The organism is Pseudomonas halotolerans, assembly GCF_039581215.1.
GTDB classification, from domain to species: Bacteria; Pseudomonadota; Gammaproteobacteria; order Pseudomonadales; family Pseudomonadaceae; genus Aquipseudomonas; species Aquipseudomonas tehranensis.
Genome location: NZ_JBCNTJ010000011.1, coordinates 27,369 through 41,718, shown reverse-complemented (window position 1 = coordinate 41,718; position 14,350 = coordinate 27,369). Strand labels below are relative to the sequence as shown.

At 60.9% G+C, this 14,350-nt stretch carries 12 protein-coding genes; 5 read left to right on the top strand and 7 right to left on the bottom strand.

Annotated features, from left to right (window positions below; all coding sequences use genetic code 11):
• Positions 1 to 15 precede the first annotated feature (15 nt).
• The 6 genes from AAIS01_RS16030 to AAIS01_RS16005 form a co-directional block, all read right to left on the bottom strand.
• Positions 16 to 894, bottom strand: a complete 879-nt coding sequence (locus AAIS01_RS16030) for a symmetrical bis(5'-nucleosyl)-tetraphosphatase (RefSeq protein ID WP_343469728.1) — start codon at positions 892 to 894, stop codon at positions 16 to 18.
• Entirely contained in the window at positions 894 to 1,274 is a 381-nt protein-coding gene (gene apaG, locus AAIS01_RS16025; protein ID WP_047228072.1) for a Co2+/Mg2+ efflux protein ApaG, read from the bottom strand. The genes AAIS01_RS16030 and apaG overlap by 1 nt, the downstream gene beginning before the upstream one ends.
• A 112-nt stretch (positions 1,275 to 1,386) precedes the next feature.
• Positions 1,387 to 2,205 (bottom strand): 16S rRNA (adenine(1518)-N(6)/adenine(1519)-N(6))-dimethyltransferase RsmA, encoded by an 819-nt coding sequence (gene rsmA / locus AAIS01_RS16020; RefSeq protein WP_343469727.1) that lies wholly within the window; start codon positions 2,203 to 2,205, stop codon positions 1,387 to 1,389.
• Entirely contained in the window at positions 2,202 to 3,191 is a 990-nt protein-coding gene (gene pdxA / locus AAIS01_RS16015; protein WP_343469726.1) for a 4-hydroxythreonine-4-phosphate dehydrogenase PdxA, read from the bottom strand. The genes rsmA and pdxA overlap by 4 nt, the downstream gene beginning before the upstream one ends.
• Positions 3,188 to 4,504: a peptidylprolyl isomerase SurA gene (surA, locus tag AAIS01_RS16010; protein ID WP_343469725.1), complete on the bottom strand. Its 1,317-nt coding sequence runs from the start codon at positions 4,502 to 4,504 to the stop codon at positions 3,188 to 3,190. The genes pdxA and surA overlap by 4 nt, the downstream gene beginning before the upstream one ends.
• Positions 4,485 to 7,283, bottom strand: a complete 2,799-nt coding sequence (locus tag AAIS01_RS16005; protein ID WP_343469724.1) for an LPS-assembly protein LptD — start codon at positions 7,281 to 7,283, stop codon at positions 4,485 to 4,487. The genes surA and AAIS01_RS16005 overlap by 20 nt, the downstream gene beginning before the upstream one ends.
• 130 nt (positions 7,284 to 7,413) lie before the next feature.
• Here AAIS01_RS16005 and AAIS01_RS16000 point away from each other — a divergent pair, with 130 nt between their 5' ends.
• Genes AAIS01_RS16000 through AAIS01_RS15990 form a run of 3 tightly spaced genes read left to right on the top strand, consistent with a single transcriptional unit; the run spans position 7,414 to position 9,876 of the window.
• Positions 7,414 to 8,439, top strand: a complete 1,026-nt coding sequence (locus AAIS01_RS16000; protein ID WP_343469723.1) for an aminoglycoside phosphotransferase family protein — start codon at positions 7,414 to 7,416, stop codon at positions 8,437 to 8,439.
• Positions 8,436 to 9,107 carry an N-acetylmuramate alpha-1-phosphate uridylyltransferase MurU gene (gene murU, locus AAIS01_RS15995; RefSeq protein WP_092400929.1) on the top strand — a complete coding sequence of 224 codons (672 nt, stop codon included), beginning with the start codon at positions 8,436 to 8,438 and terminating at the stop codon, positions 9,105 to 9,107. Before AAIS01_RS16000 ends, murU begins: the two co-directional genes overlap by 4 nt.
• A 1-nt stretch (position 9,108) precedes the next feature.
• Complete coding sequence (locus AAIS01_RS15990) at positions 9,109 to 9,876, top strand: TerB family tellurite resistance protein (RefSeq protein ID WP_092400932.1); 768 nt, start codon at positions 9,109 to 9,111, stop codon at positions 9,874 to 9,876.
• Positions 9,877 to 9,917: 41 nt separating this feature from the next.
• On the opposite strand, the gene AAIS01_RS15985 is transcribed toward AAIS01_RS15990, so the two are convergent.
• Positions 9,918 to 10,913, bottom strand: coding sequence for an alpha/beta hydrolase family protein (locus tag AAIS01_RS15985; RefSeq protein WP_343469722.1), 996 nt, complete (start codon positions 10,911 to 10,913; stop codon positions 9,918 to 9,920).
• A 74-nt stretch (positions 10,914 to 10,987) separates the two neighbouring features.
• Here AAIS01_RS15985 and AAIS01_RS15980 point away from each other — a divergent pair, with 74 nt between their 5' ends.
• A complete protein-coding gene (locus AAIS01_RS15980) occupies positions 10,988 to 13,384 on the top strand; it encodes a PAS domain-containing sensor histidine kinase (protein ID WP_343469721.1) in 2,397 nt (798 codons plus the stop codon).
• A gap of 71 nt (positions 13,385 to 13,455) precedes the next feature.
• Positions 13,456 to 14,085 (top strand): response regulator, encoded by a 630-nt coding sequence (locus AAIS01_RS15975; protein WP_076383435.1) that lies wholly within the window; start codon positions 13,456 to 13,458, stop codon positions 14,083 to 14,085.
• The last annotated feature ends 265 nt before the right edge of the window (positions 14,086 to 14,350 follow it).

Here is a 14,350-nt window from a genome sequence, read left to right as displayed (position 1 = left end):
GACGCGCGGCACCGATCAAACGATGGTAGCGGTCGTTACTGATGCAATGGTCGGATGATGAAGGGGTTTGGCGTGACCCTGTTCGTCACATTCGCAACGCAGCTGTTCGCCTGAGTCGACGTCCATCAGCGTCATTGCGCTACCCCATACGCATCCGGTGTCGAGGGCGAAAACCCCAGGTTCGTCGGATTGGCCTTCCAGTGCCGCCCAGTGCCCGAAAATGATCTTCAGGTTACGGGTCTTGCGCTCTTTGTGCTTGAACCAAGGGGCATAGCCAGGTGGCGCGGTTTCAATGCCTTCCTTGCCCTTGAGGTCCAGCTTACCGTCGCGGGTGCAGAAGCGCATGCGAGTGAAATAATTGGTGATGACGCGCAGACGGGCGGTGCCGGTGAGATCGTTGTCCCATTTGACCGGTTCATTGCCGTACATGCCATCCAGGTAGGGACCGAACAGGTTGTCGTCGCGCAGCGCTTGTTCGACTTCGCCGGCGCACTTGAGCGCCTTGCGCAAGGACCATTGGGGGGGGATGCCGGCGTGTACCAGCGCCAGGTTGCGTTGCTCGTCGTAGTGCATGAGCTTTTGCAGGCGCAGCCATTCCAGCAGCTCGACGCAATCGGGGGCATCGAAGATCTCGCTCAGGGTATCGGATTTTTTCAGGCGCTCGATGTTCTGCCAGGCGGCCAGCAGGTGCAGGTCGTGGTTGCCGAGCACGCAGACCAGCGAATCGCGGATGTTGTAGAGAAAGCGCAAGGTCTCAAGCGATTGCGGGCCGCGATTGACCAGATCGCCCACCAGCCACAGCGTGTCTTTCTGCGGGTCGAAGGCGACCCGTTCCAGCAGGCATTTGAGCGGTTCAAGGCAGCCTTGCAGATCGCCGACCGCATACGTGGCCATCAGTGCAGGGCTCCGGGCACCGCCAGGCGAAACGGCTTGATGATGGCATCGAAACGCGTACCGTCCTCCGCCAACATCTGGTACGTGCCCTGCATGGTGCCGACCTTGGTCGTCATCACCGTGCCGCTGCTGTAGCTATGGCTTTTTCCAGCGTCGATCAGCGGTTGCTGACCGACCACACCCTCGCCCCGTACGTGCTCGACGTGACCATCGCCGTCGGTGATGACCCAGTGGCGTGATAGCAGCCTGGCTGGCAATGAGCCGTTGTTGCTCACGGTAATGGTATAGGCGAAGGCGAAACGGTTGTGCTCGGGTTGCGACTGTTCTGCCAGAAAGCGGGTGGCGACGCTGACGTCGACCTGATAACGAAGATCGGACATGCAAAAAGGCCTTACTTAAAAGCGAAGCGGGACGCGGGCGTAGCTGATGAGGTCAGTCTAGGCCAAGTATCGGGTAGTAGACCAGACGTCCCACCCGATAGCGATGAGCTTGTCAGTTGGCGTCGGCTTTGGCTGCTACCTGTTCGCTGAGCTTGTCGGCCAGACGCACGAACGCCGCCAGGTCCAATTGTTCGGGACGCAGGCTGCCGTCAACGCCAGCGGCTTCGATTTCGGCGCTGCTGAGTAATAATTTCAGGGTGTTGCGCAGGGTTTTGCGACGCTGATTGAAGGCTTCGCGTACGACGCGCTCCAGCAGGCGATGATCTTTGGCCGGGTGCGGCAGGATCGCATGAGGCACCAGGCGGACGATGGCCGAGTCGACTTTCGGGGGCGGGTTGAACGCCCCAGGGCCTACGTTGAACAGGTGTTCGACCCGGCAATGGTACTGAACCATGATCGACAGGCGACCCCAATCACCGCCACCAGGACCTGCTGCAAGCCGCTCGACCACCTCTTTTTGCAACATGAAGTGCATGTCGCGGATCAGGCCAGCGTTGCTCAGCAGATGAAAGATCAGCGGCGTGGAGATGTTGTACGGCAGGTTCCCCACCACCCGCAGGCTATTGGGCGCAGCCTCCAGGCTATTGAAGTCGAACTTCAGCGCGTCGCCCTGATGCAGGTTGAAATTGCTCATGCCAGCGAACTGCTGGTTGAGGATCGGGATCAGGTCCTTGTCCAGTTCCACCACGTCCAGTTGCGCACCGCTGCCGAGCAGGCCTTCGGTCAGGGCGCCCTGACCTGGGCCAATCTCCAGCAGGCGATCGTCGGGTTTGGCATTGATCGAACGCAGGATACGATCGATTACGCCGGCGTCATGCAGGAAGTTCTGGCCGAAGCGCTTGCGCGCGCGGTGTTGGTATTGCTCGGTCATAAATGGGTCTCGGCCATCTGGTAGGCGGTTTCCAGGGCGACCTGCAGGCTGCCGGTATCGATCCTACCGCTGCCGGCCAGGTCCAAGGCGGTGCCATGGTCCACCGACGTGCGGATGATCGGCAGTCCCAGGGTTACGTTGACTGCCGCGCCGAAGCCTTTGTACTTCAGCACGGGCAGGCCCTGATCGTGATACATCGCCAGCACCGCGTCGCAGTGCTCCAGATATTTGGGGGTAAACAGAGTGTCGGCAGGCAGCGGGCCATGCAGGTCCATGCCCTCGCTGCGCAAGCGCTCCAAGGTGGGTTCTATGGTGTCGATTTCTTCGTGGCCCAGATGTCCGCCTTCACCGGCATGAGGGTTGAGCCCGCACACCAGGATACGGGGTCGGGCGATGCCGAACTTTTCCTGCAAGTCCGCATGCAATATTCGCGTGACCCGCTCCAGGCGTTGCGCAGTGATGGCGTCGGCGACATCCCGCAAGGGCAGGTGAGTGGTCACCAGTGCTACGCGCAGGCCACGGGTGGCGAGCATCATGACCACCTGCGGGGTGTGGGTCAGGTCAGCCAGGAACTCGGTATGCCCGGAAAAGGCAATCCCGGATTCGTTGATCACGCCCTTGTGCACCGGGGCGGTGATCATGCCGGCGAAACTCCCGTCCAGGCAGCCCTGGCCAGCGCGGGTCAGGGTTTGCAGGACGAACGCCGCGTTGGTCTTGTCCAGTTGCCCGGTAATCACCGGGGCGCCCAGCGGCGTGTCCCAGACATACAGGCTATTGGCGGGTGCCGGGGCATCCGGCCAGGCGCCCGGTGTCACGGGCAGCAGGTCGACGACCACCCCCAGTTGCGCGGCCCGCTCGAGGAGCAGGTCGCGGCTGGTGATGGCTATCAGGGGATGTGGCTGGGGTTGCGAGGCGAGCAGCAGGCACAGGTCGGGACCTATACCGGCAGGCTCGCCGGGTGTCAGCGCGAAACGCTTGGGTTTCACTGCGCTGCCTGGTCTGCACCAGGGAGTTTGATTTCGACGTAGGCTTCGTCGCGGATCTGACGCAGCCAGGTTTGCAGCTCTTCGTCGTACTTGCGGTTGCGCAGGACGGTCATCGCCTGTTGCTCACGAGCCTGGGTGGTGCTGTCGGTGGCGCGGCGGCCAAGGACTTCCAGTACGTGCCAGCCATAAGGGCTCTTGAACGGCTTGGACAGTTGGCCTTGTGGCGTTTCGGCCATCACCTGGCGGAACTCGGGTACCAGTGCGTTCGGGTCAACCCAGTTCAGGTCGCCGCCGTTGAGGGCAGAACCTGGGTCTTCCGAGAAGCTCTTGGCCAGTTCGGCGAAATCTTCACCCGCTTCGATACGCTCATAAAGCTTTTCCGCCAGACGCTTGGTCTCGGCTTCGCTGCGGATCTCGCTTGGCTTGATCAGGATATGACGAACATGCACTTCGTCACGCACCTGAGTACCGCCACCGCGTTTTTCCAACAGTTTGAGAATGATGAAGCCGCCGGGCGTGCGGGCTGGCTGGGTGATATCACCTACGGCCATGCTGCTCAGTTCGCGATCGAACGGAGGGGGCAATTGGGCGGCCTTGCGCCAGCCCATGTCACCACCTTCCAGGGCGTTATCACTGGCAGACCTGGCAATGGCCATCTGACCGAAGTCGGCGCCTTGCTTGAGCTGCTGGTAGATGTCCATCGCCTGACGGTAAGCATTCTGGATGGCTTCGGAGTTGGCGCTTTCCGGGGTAGGAACCAGGATGTTCGCCAGGTGCAGTTCCTCGGAAAGCTGCATCTTGCCCAGATCGGAGGCGAGAAAGTTCTTCACTTCCTGCTCGGACACCTGGATGCGTTCGGCCACACGGCGCTGGCGCACACGGCTGATGATCATCTCGCGGCGGATCTGATCGCGAGCATCCTCGTAAGAGAGGCCGTCACGAGCCAGCGCGGCACGGAACTGGTCGACAGTCATGTTGTTGCGCTGGGCAATGGTGCCGACGGCCTGGTTCAGTTCTTCGTCGGTAATGCGAATGCCGGAACGTTCGCCAATCTGCAATTGCAGGTTCTCGACGATCAGGCGTTCGAGCACTTGTTGATCCAGTACGCCCGGAGGCGGCAGCCCGCCACCGCGCTTGGCGATGGTCTGCTGCACTTCATGGACGCGCTGGTCCAGCTGGCTCTGCATGACCACGTCGTTGTCGACGATAGCCACCACTTTGTCGATGGGCTGTACCGCAGCGTTAGCCGCAGTACCCAGGAACAGCGCGCCCAGCATCAGCGGGCGCAGACAATCAGAAAGCTTGGTCTTCACGTTCACGATAACCTTGGATGCCTTTGTCGAGGAAGCTCTCTACCTTGGCGCCGGTGAGGCCGCCGAGTCCCTTCAGGACAATTTGGAGGAAGATGCCGTGGTCGCCCTTCTCGTTTTCCGGGGCGGCTTGACTGAACTCTTCATAGTCGACCCAGTAACGGTTGATCAGGCGCAGTTTCCAGCAGCAGTTGTCATATTCGAAACCACCGAAGGCTTCCAGGGTACGGTTGCGGTTGTAGTCATACTGCCAGCGGCTGATGAGATTCCACTGCGGCACGACTGGCCAGATGACCGAGAAGTCGTGCTGCTGGATCTTGTAGTAGTCCTTCACGTAGCCCGGAGTGCCCGGAGTGCCATAGTCGCCGCCACCCACGGACCATTGGCCAGTAGTCTGGTCGTAGCGGACCTGGTCGTTGCGGTAGCGGTAACCGGCGTTGATGACCTTGTTCGGGTTGTCTTCAGGCTGGTAGTGGAACATCGCGCTGCCCGAGCGGGGGCTGCGGGTGTCCGGGTCCCAGTTGTAGGTGGCCGTGGTGCGCCAATCGCGATTCCAGCGGAATTCGTATTCCAGTGCGTATGGCGATACGTCCGACTTGGCATCTTCACGCGTGTTGAAGTCGATGCCGGGCAGTTGGACTTCGCGGTCCTTGAAGTAAAAGGCCTGGCCGACGCTGACGCGCTGGCGCTCGAAACCGTTTTCCTGGATCCAGCGACTGGTCACGCCCAGGGAGAGTTTGTTCTCGTCGCCGACACGGTCGGAGCCGGAGAAACGGTTGTCCCGGAACAGCGAGGAGTAGCTGAAAGTGGATTCGCCGGTGTCGAAAACCGGGATGTCGCTCTGATCTTTCTCAGGCACATAGAGGTAGAACAGTCGCGGTTCCAGGGTTTGACGGTAGTTGCTGCCAAACCACTGGGTGTCCCGGTCGAAGTACAGGCCGCTGTCGATGCTGGCGATTGGAACGCCGCGGCTCTGGCTGCCACTGTAAGTGCCCCGCAGGCGGTCAGCCTCGGCCGATTGTGCGGCGATCTGCGACTTGCCCCTGCCATCCAGGTCCAGATCGTATTGGGTGTACTGGTATTTAAGCGAAGGCTTGATAAAGCCGTAGGACGCTTCCATCGGCAGGCTCATGACCGGCGCCAGGTTCAGGCGATTGCCGTTAGCCCGTGCCAGGCCGCGAACGTTGTTGTCCAGCCACGGCTCGGTGTTGCCGTCCTCATCGGTATAGTTACCGGTCCGCAAATCCCGATCAAACCGCACCAGTTCCGTCTTGTAGGCGAAATCCAGACCATACGGCTGTTGGGGAAGGGTGCCATTGAAGGTGATCTGCGGCAGGCGGTTATACGGCGTGATCTTCGAAATCGTCGCCATCTGGTAAGCCTGGGCATTCAGCCGCGCAACGTAGTTGTCACCCCGATAGCTGACAGCACCCTGTTGATTTACAAATTCCTGAGACTCGACACCAATCTGGTCGGACTGCAGATCCTGGAAGTAATAAGGATCACTGATCTTGGTGTAGTCGACTTCTGTCAGCACACGCGAATCGAGCCCGCCTTTATGCTGCCAGTTGTACATGTAGCGGGTCTTGTCGTAGTCGGACTGCCCGCTGCGTTCATCGTCTTCATCGTTGAGGTACGCCGCACCGAACTGACCTTCGCTGGATTTGGTCAGGTAGCGGAATTCGCCTTCCATCAACAGGCCGCGCTTGCTCATGTAGCGCGGGTACAACGTGGCATCGTAGTTGGGTGCCAGGTTGAAGTAATACGGGGTGACCAGCAAAAAGCCGGTATCGCTGCCGGTGCCGATGGTCGGCGGCAGGAAGCCGGACTGGCGACGGTCATCGATCGGGAAATAGATGTACGGCGTATACAGGACTGGGAAGTCCTTGACCCGCAGCGTCACGTTGGTGGCGGTGCCGAAGCCGGTAGCCGGGTTCAGGGTGATGTTGTTGCCCTTGAGTGTCCAGGCGTTGCTGCCTGGCTCACACGTGGTGTACGTACCATCCTTGAGGCGGATGATCGCGTTTTCGGCACGCTTGGCGTACAGCGCGTTACCGCGGATGCGCGACTTGTGCATCACGTATTCGGCGTTGTCGACCTTGGCTTCGCCAGTGTCCAGTTGCACATCGGCGTGGTCGCCGACGATCAGCGCACCGTTGTCGCGAACGCGCACGTTGCCGCTCAGTTCGCCGCGGTTTTCAGCCTGGTACAGGTTGGCCTCGTCGGCCTCGACCTGCATGCTGCCCTGACGCATGACCACGTCGCCGGCCAGCGTTGCCACCTGTTCTTCCTGCTGGTAGCGCGACGCCTTGGCGCCGAGGAAGGTCGGCGCGTCGCTTTTGTCCGTCTTGTCATTCATGCCAGGACGAACGGGTTCGATATAGGCACCGGCGCAATAAGGACCGGTTTCGGCCAATTGGGCAGGGGTGAGGTTCTCCCGTGGAACCCAGTCCAGGTGACTGTAGTCCGCACTGCGAGACTTCAGGCCGCGACCTTTGGCTTCGGTGACGAGCACCGGCTTGTCGCCAGCTTCTTCGCCCGAGCCGCTGTCGGCCGGGGCCTCGCCGCTGGCGGAAACCGCACTGCCGTCATGCACCGGACGTGGCGGCAATGCAGCAGCCGGCGTCTTGGGCGAACAGTCCCAGGCACCCGAAGCGGAGACGGAGCAGTCATACTGCTGCGCCGCGACGACGAATGAAGAGGCCAAGGGTTGCAGGGCCAGCAGACTGCCGGTGACCAGCAACGGAAATTTTTTACGAAACGCGGGGGATTTCAATGCCATCTTATTAGTCCGGGCTTCCTGCGTGCCATCTGCCCGCGGTGTGGGCCGCACGCCTCTCGATGGTCTGAAAAAGATGCTGGATAATAAAGCATGACCCGCTTGACGGCTAGCGCCGTCGGAGACCCTTGCAATGCCTGACCAAGATGTACGCCTGCAACACCTGAAAGTTTGGCTCGATGAGCAGCTGCCGATCCTTTTTGTTCAGCAGGGCTGGGGCGCCGTACCCCCGGCCACGTTGACCGCGGCCAGCAGCGACGCGAGTTTCCGCCGTTATTTCCGCTGGGAAGGCGAGGGCCGCAGTTTGATCGTGATGGATGCGCCACCGCCCCAGGAAAACTGCAAACCCTTCGTGGACATTGCTTTTTTGTTGGCAAAATCCGGCATCAACGTGCCAAAAATTTATGCCGAAGACCTCGAGCGCGGTTTTCTTTTGCTCAATGACCTGGGCAATCAGACGTATCTGGACGTGATCAACGGCGACAATGCCGACGCATTATTCCGTGACGCCCTGCAGGCCCTGCTGGCTTTCCAACAACTGCCGATGGTCGCGCCACTGCCCAGCTACGACGTCGCTTTGCTGCGTCGGGAGCTGGAGCTGTTTCCTGAGTGGTACGTCAAGCATGAGCTGGGTATCGAATTGGATGCTGCTCAACAAGCGCTCTGGCAACAGGCCAGCGACCTGCTGATCAACAGCGCGCTGGCTCAGCCGAAAGTGCTGGTCCATCGCGACTACATGCCGCGCAACCTGATGCTCAGCGAACCGAACCCCGGCGTACTGGACTTTCAGGATGCGGTTTATGGCCCGGTGACTTATGACGTCACGTGTCTGTTCAAGGATGCTTTTCTCAGTTGGCCCGAGGAGCGCGTGCGTGGCTGGCTCGAGGATTACTGGCAGCAGGCCGGTGTGCTCGGCATCCCGGTCCAGCTGGACTTCGAGGATTTCCTGCGGGCCAGCGACCTGATGGGGGTGCAGCGCCATCTCAAGGTCATCGGTATTTTCGCGCGTATTTGCCACCGCGACGGCAAACCGCGCTACCTGGCTGACGTGCCACGCTTCTTTGCCTATATAGAAGCGGTCATTGCCCGTCGCCCTGAACTGGCGGAACTGGATCAGTTGCTCTCCAGCCTGCGTCAGTCGGCCGGAGCGACGGCATGAAAGCGATGATCCTGGCGGCGGGTAAAGGGGAGCGCATGCGGCCCTTGACCCTCACCACGCCCAAACCGCTGGTTCGTGCCGGCGGTGTCCCCTTGATCGAATACCATCTGCGTGCGTTGGTTCGCGCCGGGTTCAAGGACATCGTGATCAATCACGCCTGGCTCGGTCAGCAAATCGAAGATTATCTGGGGGACGGTTCGCGTTTCGGCGTGAGCATTCATTTCTCGCCCGAAGGTGAGCCGCTTGAAACCGGCGGTGGCATTTTCCGCGCCCTGCCGTTACTGGGCGAGGAAGCGTTCCTGGTGGTCAACGGCGACATCTGGACCGATTACGATTTCAGCGCCTTGCGCCGACCTCTGGACGGCTTGGCGCACCTGGTGCTGGTGGATAATCCCGAACATCATCCGGGCGGCGATTTCATCCTGGCCGACGGGCAGATTCATGATGGCGGGGCGGCTGCCGACAAACTGACCTACAGCGGCATTGCCGTCTTGCATCCACGGTTGTTCGAGGGCTGCCTGGACGGCGCGTTCAAACTCGCACCGCTGCTACGCAAGGCCATGGCCGAGGGTCAGGTCAGCGGCGAGCACCTGAAGGGACACTGGGTGGATGTGGGGACTCATGAACGTTTGGCGCAGGTTGAAACCTTGATAGAAGCGAGCCGTTGATATGTGGTGGCCAGGGACTCTGATTGGAGCCGGGGCGGGCTTTGCCATAGCCAGCATTCCGGGGGCCATGCTGGGAGCATTATTAGGACAGGCGCTGGATCGGCGACTTAATCTGCAGGGCTGGGCGCAGGTGCGCGAGCGCTTGGGTGGTCGCCCGGCATTACGCAACGATGAGTTGCTGTTTGTATTGCTTGGCCGGCTGGCCAAGAGCGATGGACGAGTGGTGGATGGGCACATCCAGCAGGCTCGTCAGGAGATGCGTGCGCTGGACCTGAGCGAACCGGCACAACGCCGGGCCGTTGCCGCATTCAACCGGGGTAAATCCGGAAACGATCATCTGCGCGGTTATTTGCGTCGCCTTGCGACCCAGCCTCATGCAGCTGAAGGCGTGCTGCGGGCCTGTTGGCGGATGGTTTGGGCCGACGGTCGCGCGGGCACCAGCGAGCGTGAGTTGCTCGCCCAGTGGGGCAAATGGCTGGGGTGGACGCCGCAACAGGTCCAGGCACTGGCGGTGGATTACGAACCACACAAACCGTCGTTACCCAACAGCGGAGCGACCTATCAGGAGGCGTTACGCTTGCTGGGGGTTTCGGCCACCAGCGAGCCGTCGCAGATCAAGCGGGCTTACCGCCGCCTGCTCAGCCGTCACCACCCGGACAAGATTGCCGGCAGCGGGGCGACGCCATTGCAAGTGCGTGACGCCACCGACAAAACCCGGGAGTTGCACAACGCTTATCGGTTGATCCGCGAGCGCCGGGATTTTCGCTAGAAGGGATCACAACGCGGGCTGGGTTGGGGCTTGTATAAGCCTCACTCCCCCGGCTTCTGCGGGTTCAGCCAACCCCGAACCCGACGAAACAGCTGTTCCTGCTGTGCCGATGAGTTGGGCACTGCTTTGAGCGATACCTGACTGAAGCTAGAACCTTTAAGGCGTTTGCTCGCCTGCAGGCGTTCAAGTGCTTCATTTCGATCCTGCGGTTTGTCCATGTAGAAGATGTCGGCGGTCGCCAGTTTCAAGGTGGGGGTCAGTTCGGCCAGGGCGGGTTTGACTGTGGCCGGGGTCTGGGCGGCGACCATCACGAACCGCTCGATCTGCGAAGGCTGTTTTTCATTCAGGTAACGTGCTGCCCAATAGGCGCCGGTGCCATGGCCCAGCAGAACAATGCTGCGGGCGCCCTGCTGTTCGGCGTAGGCCAGTGCCGCATCGATTCGGGCATAGATACGTTCGGCATCGGCCAGGAGGTGGTCCTCGCTGGTTTGGGCGACGACCGGATCCACCGCGTCGGCCTCGCCGCCCGCCACTTGTTCAATCGGTGCTGCGGTCGTGGCGTCCGGTGCCGCGCCAGCCACGTCGGCCGGTTTGGTCTCGGGCGGTGTTTCCACCACGCGCGGTGCGATGACATCGCTTTGCAGGTCCGGCAGGGTGATACTCAGGCTGCTCCACTCGATATCCGGTAGTTTTTTGCGCATCGGGCCAATCACTTGAGGCCAGTCAGCAGTTTCGCCAGCGCCGGGGACTATGATGACCGTGCCCTTGGGTTCGCTGGTGTTGGCTGGTTTCCAGAGCGCCAGGAAGGTGTCGCTGCCGGTTTGCAGCTGTTGTTGCTCCTGGGCCGGGATCTCCCGTTCAAGTGCCGTCGCTTCTTCTTCGCTGCGTTCGAGCAAAGGCGGACGTTCGACCGGTTTTTCCTCGGTGGCTTGATCCGCCGCTGCGGGCGCCGCTTCTTCAGCCTGTACAGAAAAGGCACTCGGCAGGATCAGCGACAGGCACAATGCTGGCAATGCCAGGCGATAAACAAAGGGCATCGGATATTCCATGACCAGAAGTATTTCCGGCAGCCTAATGGGTTGGTCAGTATTTGTCAGTGCATGAGACTTCAATGATGCGTTTTTGCTGCCTGTGGGTTATCGGCTGTTTGTGGCTTCCCTTGATGGCGTGGGCTGCGCCCGCACCGTCGTTAACTGGGGTGCAACTGGACGAGGGCCAGCGACAATGGCTGGTCCGGCATCCGCAACTGCGCGTCGGCCTCGTGCTGCAGGCGCCGTATGCGCAATATGACCGGCGCTTGCAGCGTCTGTCCGGCACCAATGTCGAGCTGATGCAATGGTTGGGTAAGGCGCTGAATGTCGAACTGACCTGGCGCAACTTCCAGGACGTGGCGCAACTGGAAGCCGCGTTGCGCTCCGGTGAGGTGGATGTTGCCCCAGGGCTGACCCAGACCCCGGCCGGTTTGCGACTCTGGCGGTTCTCCGACCCCTACATGCGCGTGCCGCAATTGATCGTGGGCCAGAAGAAAGGCGCCGAAGGGGTCGAGCTGGAAAAACTCGATGCTCACGTGCGGGTGGCGGTGCGCATGCCCAGTATCACGGCCGATTATTTGCGCAGCAATTACCCGACGTTGAATCTTCAAGGCGTACCGTTGGAACGCCAGGCCCTGCAACTGTTGTTGAGTCAACAGGCCGGCTACGCCGTGGTCGATGAGGCGCAATTGGGGCGACTGATGGTCGAGCCTGAATTCTCCGGGTTGGTGGTCGTGGGCGATATCGGGCTGCCGCAACTGTTGCGCGTCGCCACTCGCCGGGATTGGCCAGAATTGGCCGACATCATCGAAAGCGGTTTGCAGGCGATCCCGGCCAAGGAGCTGGAGCAACTGCACAGTCGCTGGCTCAAACCCAAGTACCCACGCTTGACCGATTCGCCGGGGTTCTGGCAAAACCTGACCCTGTTGCTGCTGGCCCTGCTCTTGAGCTGCGTAGCCATTGTGTTCTGGCAGCGACGTGAGCAAAGGGCACTGGAGCGGCGCCTGCGCAATGCGCGAAAAGACATTGCCCAGCGGGCCGCCAGCGAGGAAGCCCTGCGCCTGACGCAATTTTCCATCGATCAAAGCACTGTCGGCATTCTCTGGGTCAATTGGGATAGCCATGTACGTTATGCCAACCGCGCCGCCGAAATCATGTTGGGCTATGCGCCAGGCGGCATCATTGAACGACCCTTGATCGACTTCGAACCGGGCCTGCACATGGATCGCTGGCTGAACCTGTGGAAGCGTGCCCGGGCCAGCGAGGATGGGCCACAAAGTTTCGAAACCGAATGCGTGCGGGCCGATGGAAGTATTCTTCCGGCCGATGTTTCCTTGAGCTTCCTGCGTTTTCGCGATGCCGAATACCTGGTGGTCTACATAAACGACGTCACCGAGCGCCGTCGTGCGCTGGCGGCGCTGCGCGAAAGCGAGGCGCGCTTGCAGGGCATCGCCGCCAACGTCCCGGGCCTGGTCTTTCGCCTGGAGCGCGCCCCGGTGACCGGGCAGATCGACTTTGCCTACATCAGTGAAGGCAGCGAAAGCCTCGTGGGCTATTCACCCGCGACCCTGGCCCGCAGTGACACCGGCCTGCGCAGCCTCGTCCACCCTCAGGACAAGGCCAGCTACCACCGTACTCAGGACCAGGCGCTGGACAGCGACAGCGACTGGTCGTGGCAGGGCCGCATCCTGACCCGCGAAGGTCGGGAGCGCTGGGCCGAGATCAAGGCCATTACCCGTCGTCTTGAGGACGGGGCCTACGTCTGGGACGGCATCGTCTGGGACATCACCGAAAGCAAGCGCATCGAACTTGAACTGGCCAGCTCCCGGGAACAACTGCGCGAATTGTCGGCGCACCTGGAGAGCGTGCGGGAAGAGGAAAAGGCGCGTATTGCCCGGGAAGTCCACGACGAGCTGGGTCAGATGTTGACGGTCTTGAAGCTGGAAACGTCCATGTGCGAACTGGCCTATGCGCAACTCGACCCGGGCCTGCAAGAGCGGCTCAACAGCATGAAGCGCCTGATTGCCCAACTGTTCCAGTTGGTGCGGGATGTGGCGACGGCGCTACGACCTCCGATCCTTGATGCCGGCATCGCCTCCGCCATTGAATGGCAGGCGCGGCGTTTCGAGGCGCGCACACAGATCCCCTGCCTGGTGCAGGTGCCGGACAATCTGCCACCCTTGAGCGATGCCAAGGCCATCGGTCTGTTTCGGATTCTCCAGGAAGCGCTGACCAATGTGATGCGCCATGCCCAGGCGCATACTGTAGAACTGACGCTGGTGCAGGAAGACGACCAACTCTGTCTGACGGTGAGCGACGACGGTGTAGGATTCGTCCCCGCCACGGGTCGGCCGACCTCCTTTGGCCTGGTCGGCATGCGGGAGCGGGTGTTGATCATGGGCGGGCAGTTATCGTTGGAAAGTGAACCAGGGGAGGGTACGACCCTGGCGGTGCGGGTACCGTTGACCGAGGCCTGATGGCTTTCGCTAGGCTTGCCTGAGGCTATCGCGAGCAGGCTCGCGATGAGATTCTGAATCTGGAGAAAAACGTGATCCGTGTACTGGTAGCCGAAGACCACACCATCGTCCGTGAAGGTATTAAACAGTTGATTGGCCTGGCCAAGGATCTGGTGGTCGTGGGGGAGGCGAGCAATGGCGAGCAATTGCTGGAGACCTTGCGGCATGTGCCCTGCGAGGTGGTGCTGCTGGATATCTCCATGCCGGGCGTCAATGGCCTGGAGGCGATTCCGCGGATCCGCGCGTTGAACAATCCGCCGGCCATCCTGGTGTTGTCGATGCACGACGAGGCGCAAATGGCGGCGCGGGCGCTGAAGGTCGGCGCCGCGGGTTACGCGACCAAAGACAGCGACCCGGCCTTGCTGCTCATGGCGATTCGCAAGGTCGCGGCTGGCGGGCGCTACATCGACCCGGAGCTGGCCGACCGCATGGTTTTCGAAGTGGGCCTGACCGACAGCCGACCGCTGCACTCGCTGCTGTCCGAGCGTGAGTTTTCGGTCTTCGAGCGCCTGGCCCAAGGGGCCAACGTCAATGACATCGCCCAGCAATTGGCCTTGAGCAGCAAAACCATCAGTACCCACAAAGCGCGGTTGATGCAGAAGCTCAACATCACTTCCTTGGCGGAACTGGTGAAGTACGCGATGGAGCATAAGTTGCTCTAGCATCCCCCGAATTCCCTTGTGGGAGCGGGCTTGCTCGCGAAGGCGATCGTACATTCAACGCATTTGTCGACTGACACACCGCTTTCGCGAGCAAGCCCGCTCCCACAGGATAGATGCGCCGGCATATCCATTTACGACACGCCCCAACACCGCTTTTACCCCTGCTTGCGGCTTGCAGCTCATAACTTGCCGCTGCTCTTACCCAATCCCGCCATCCTTGTAGGGAAATCCCTACACCGACTCTTCCATCCGGCTGAGGCCATTC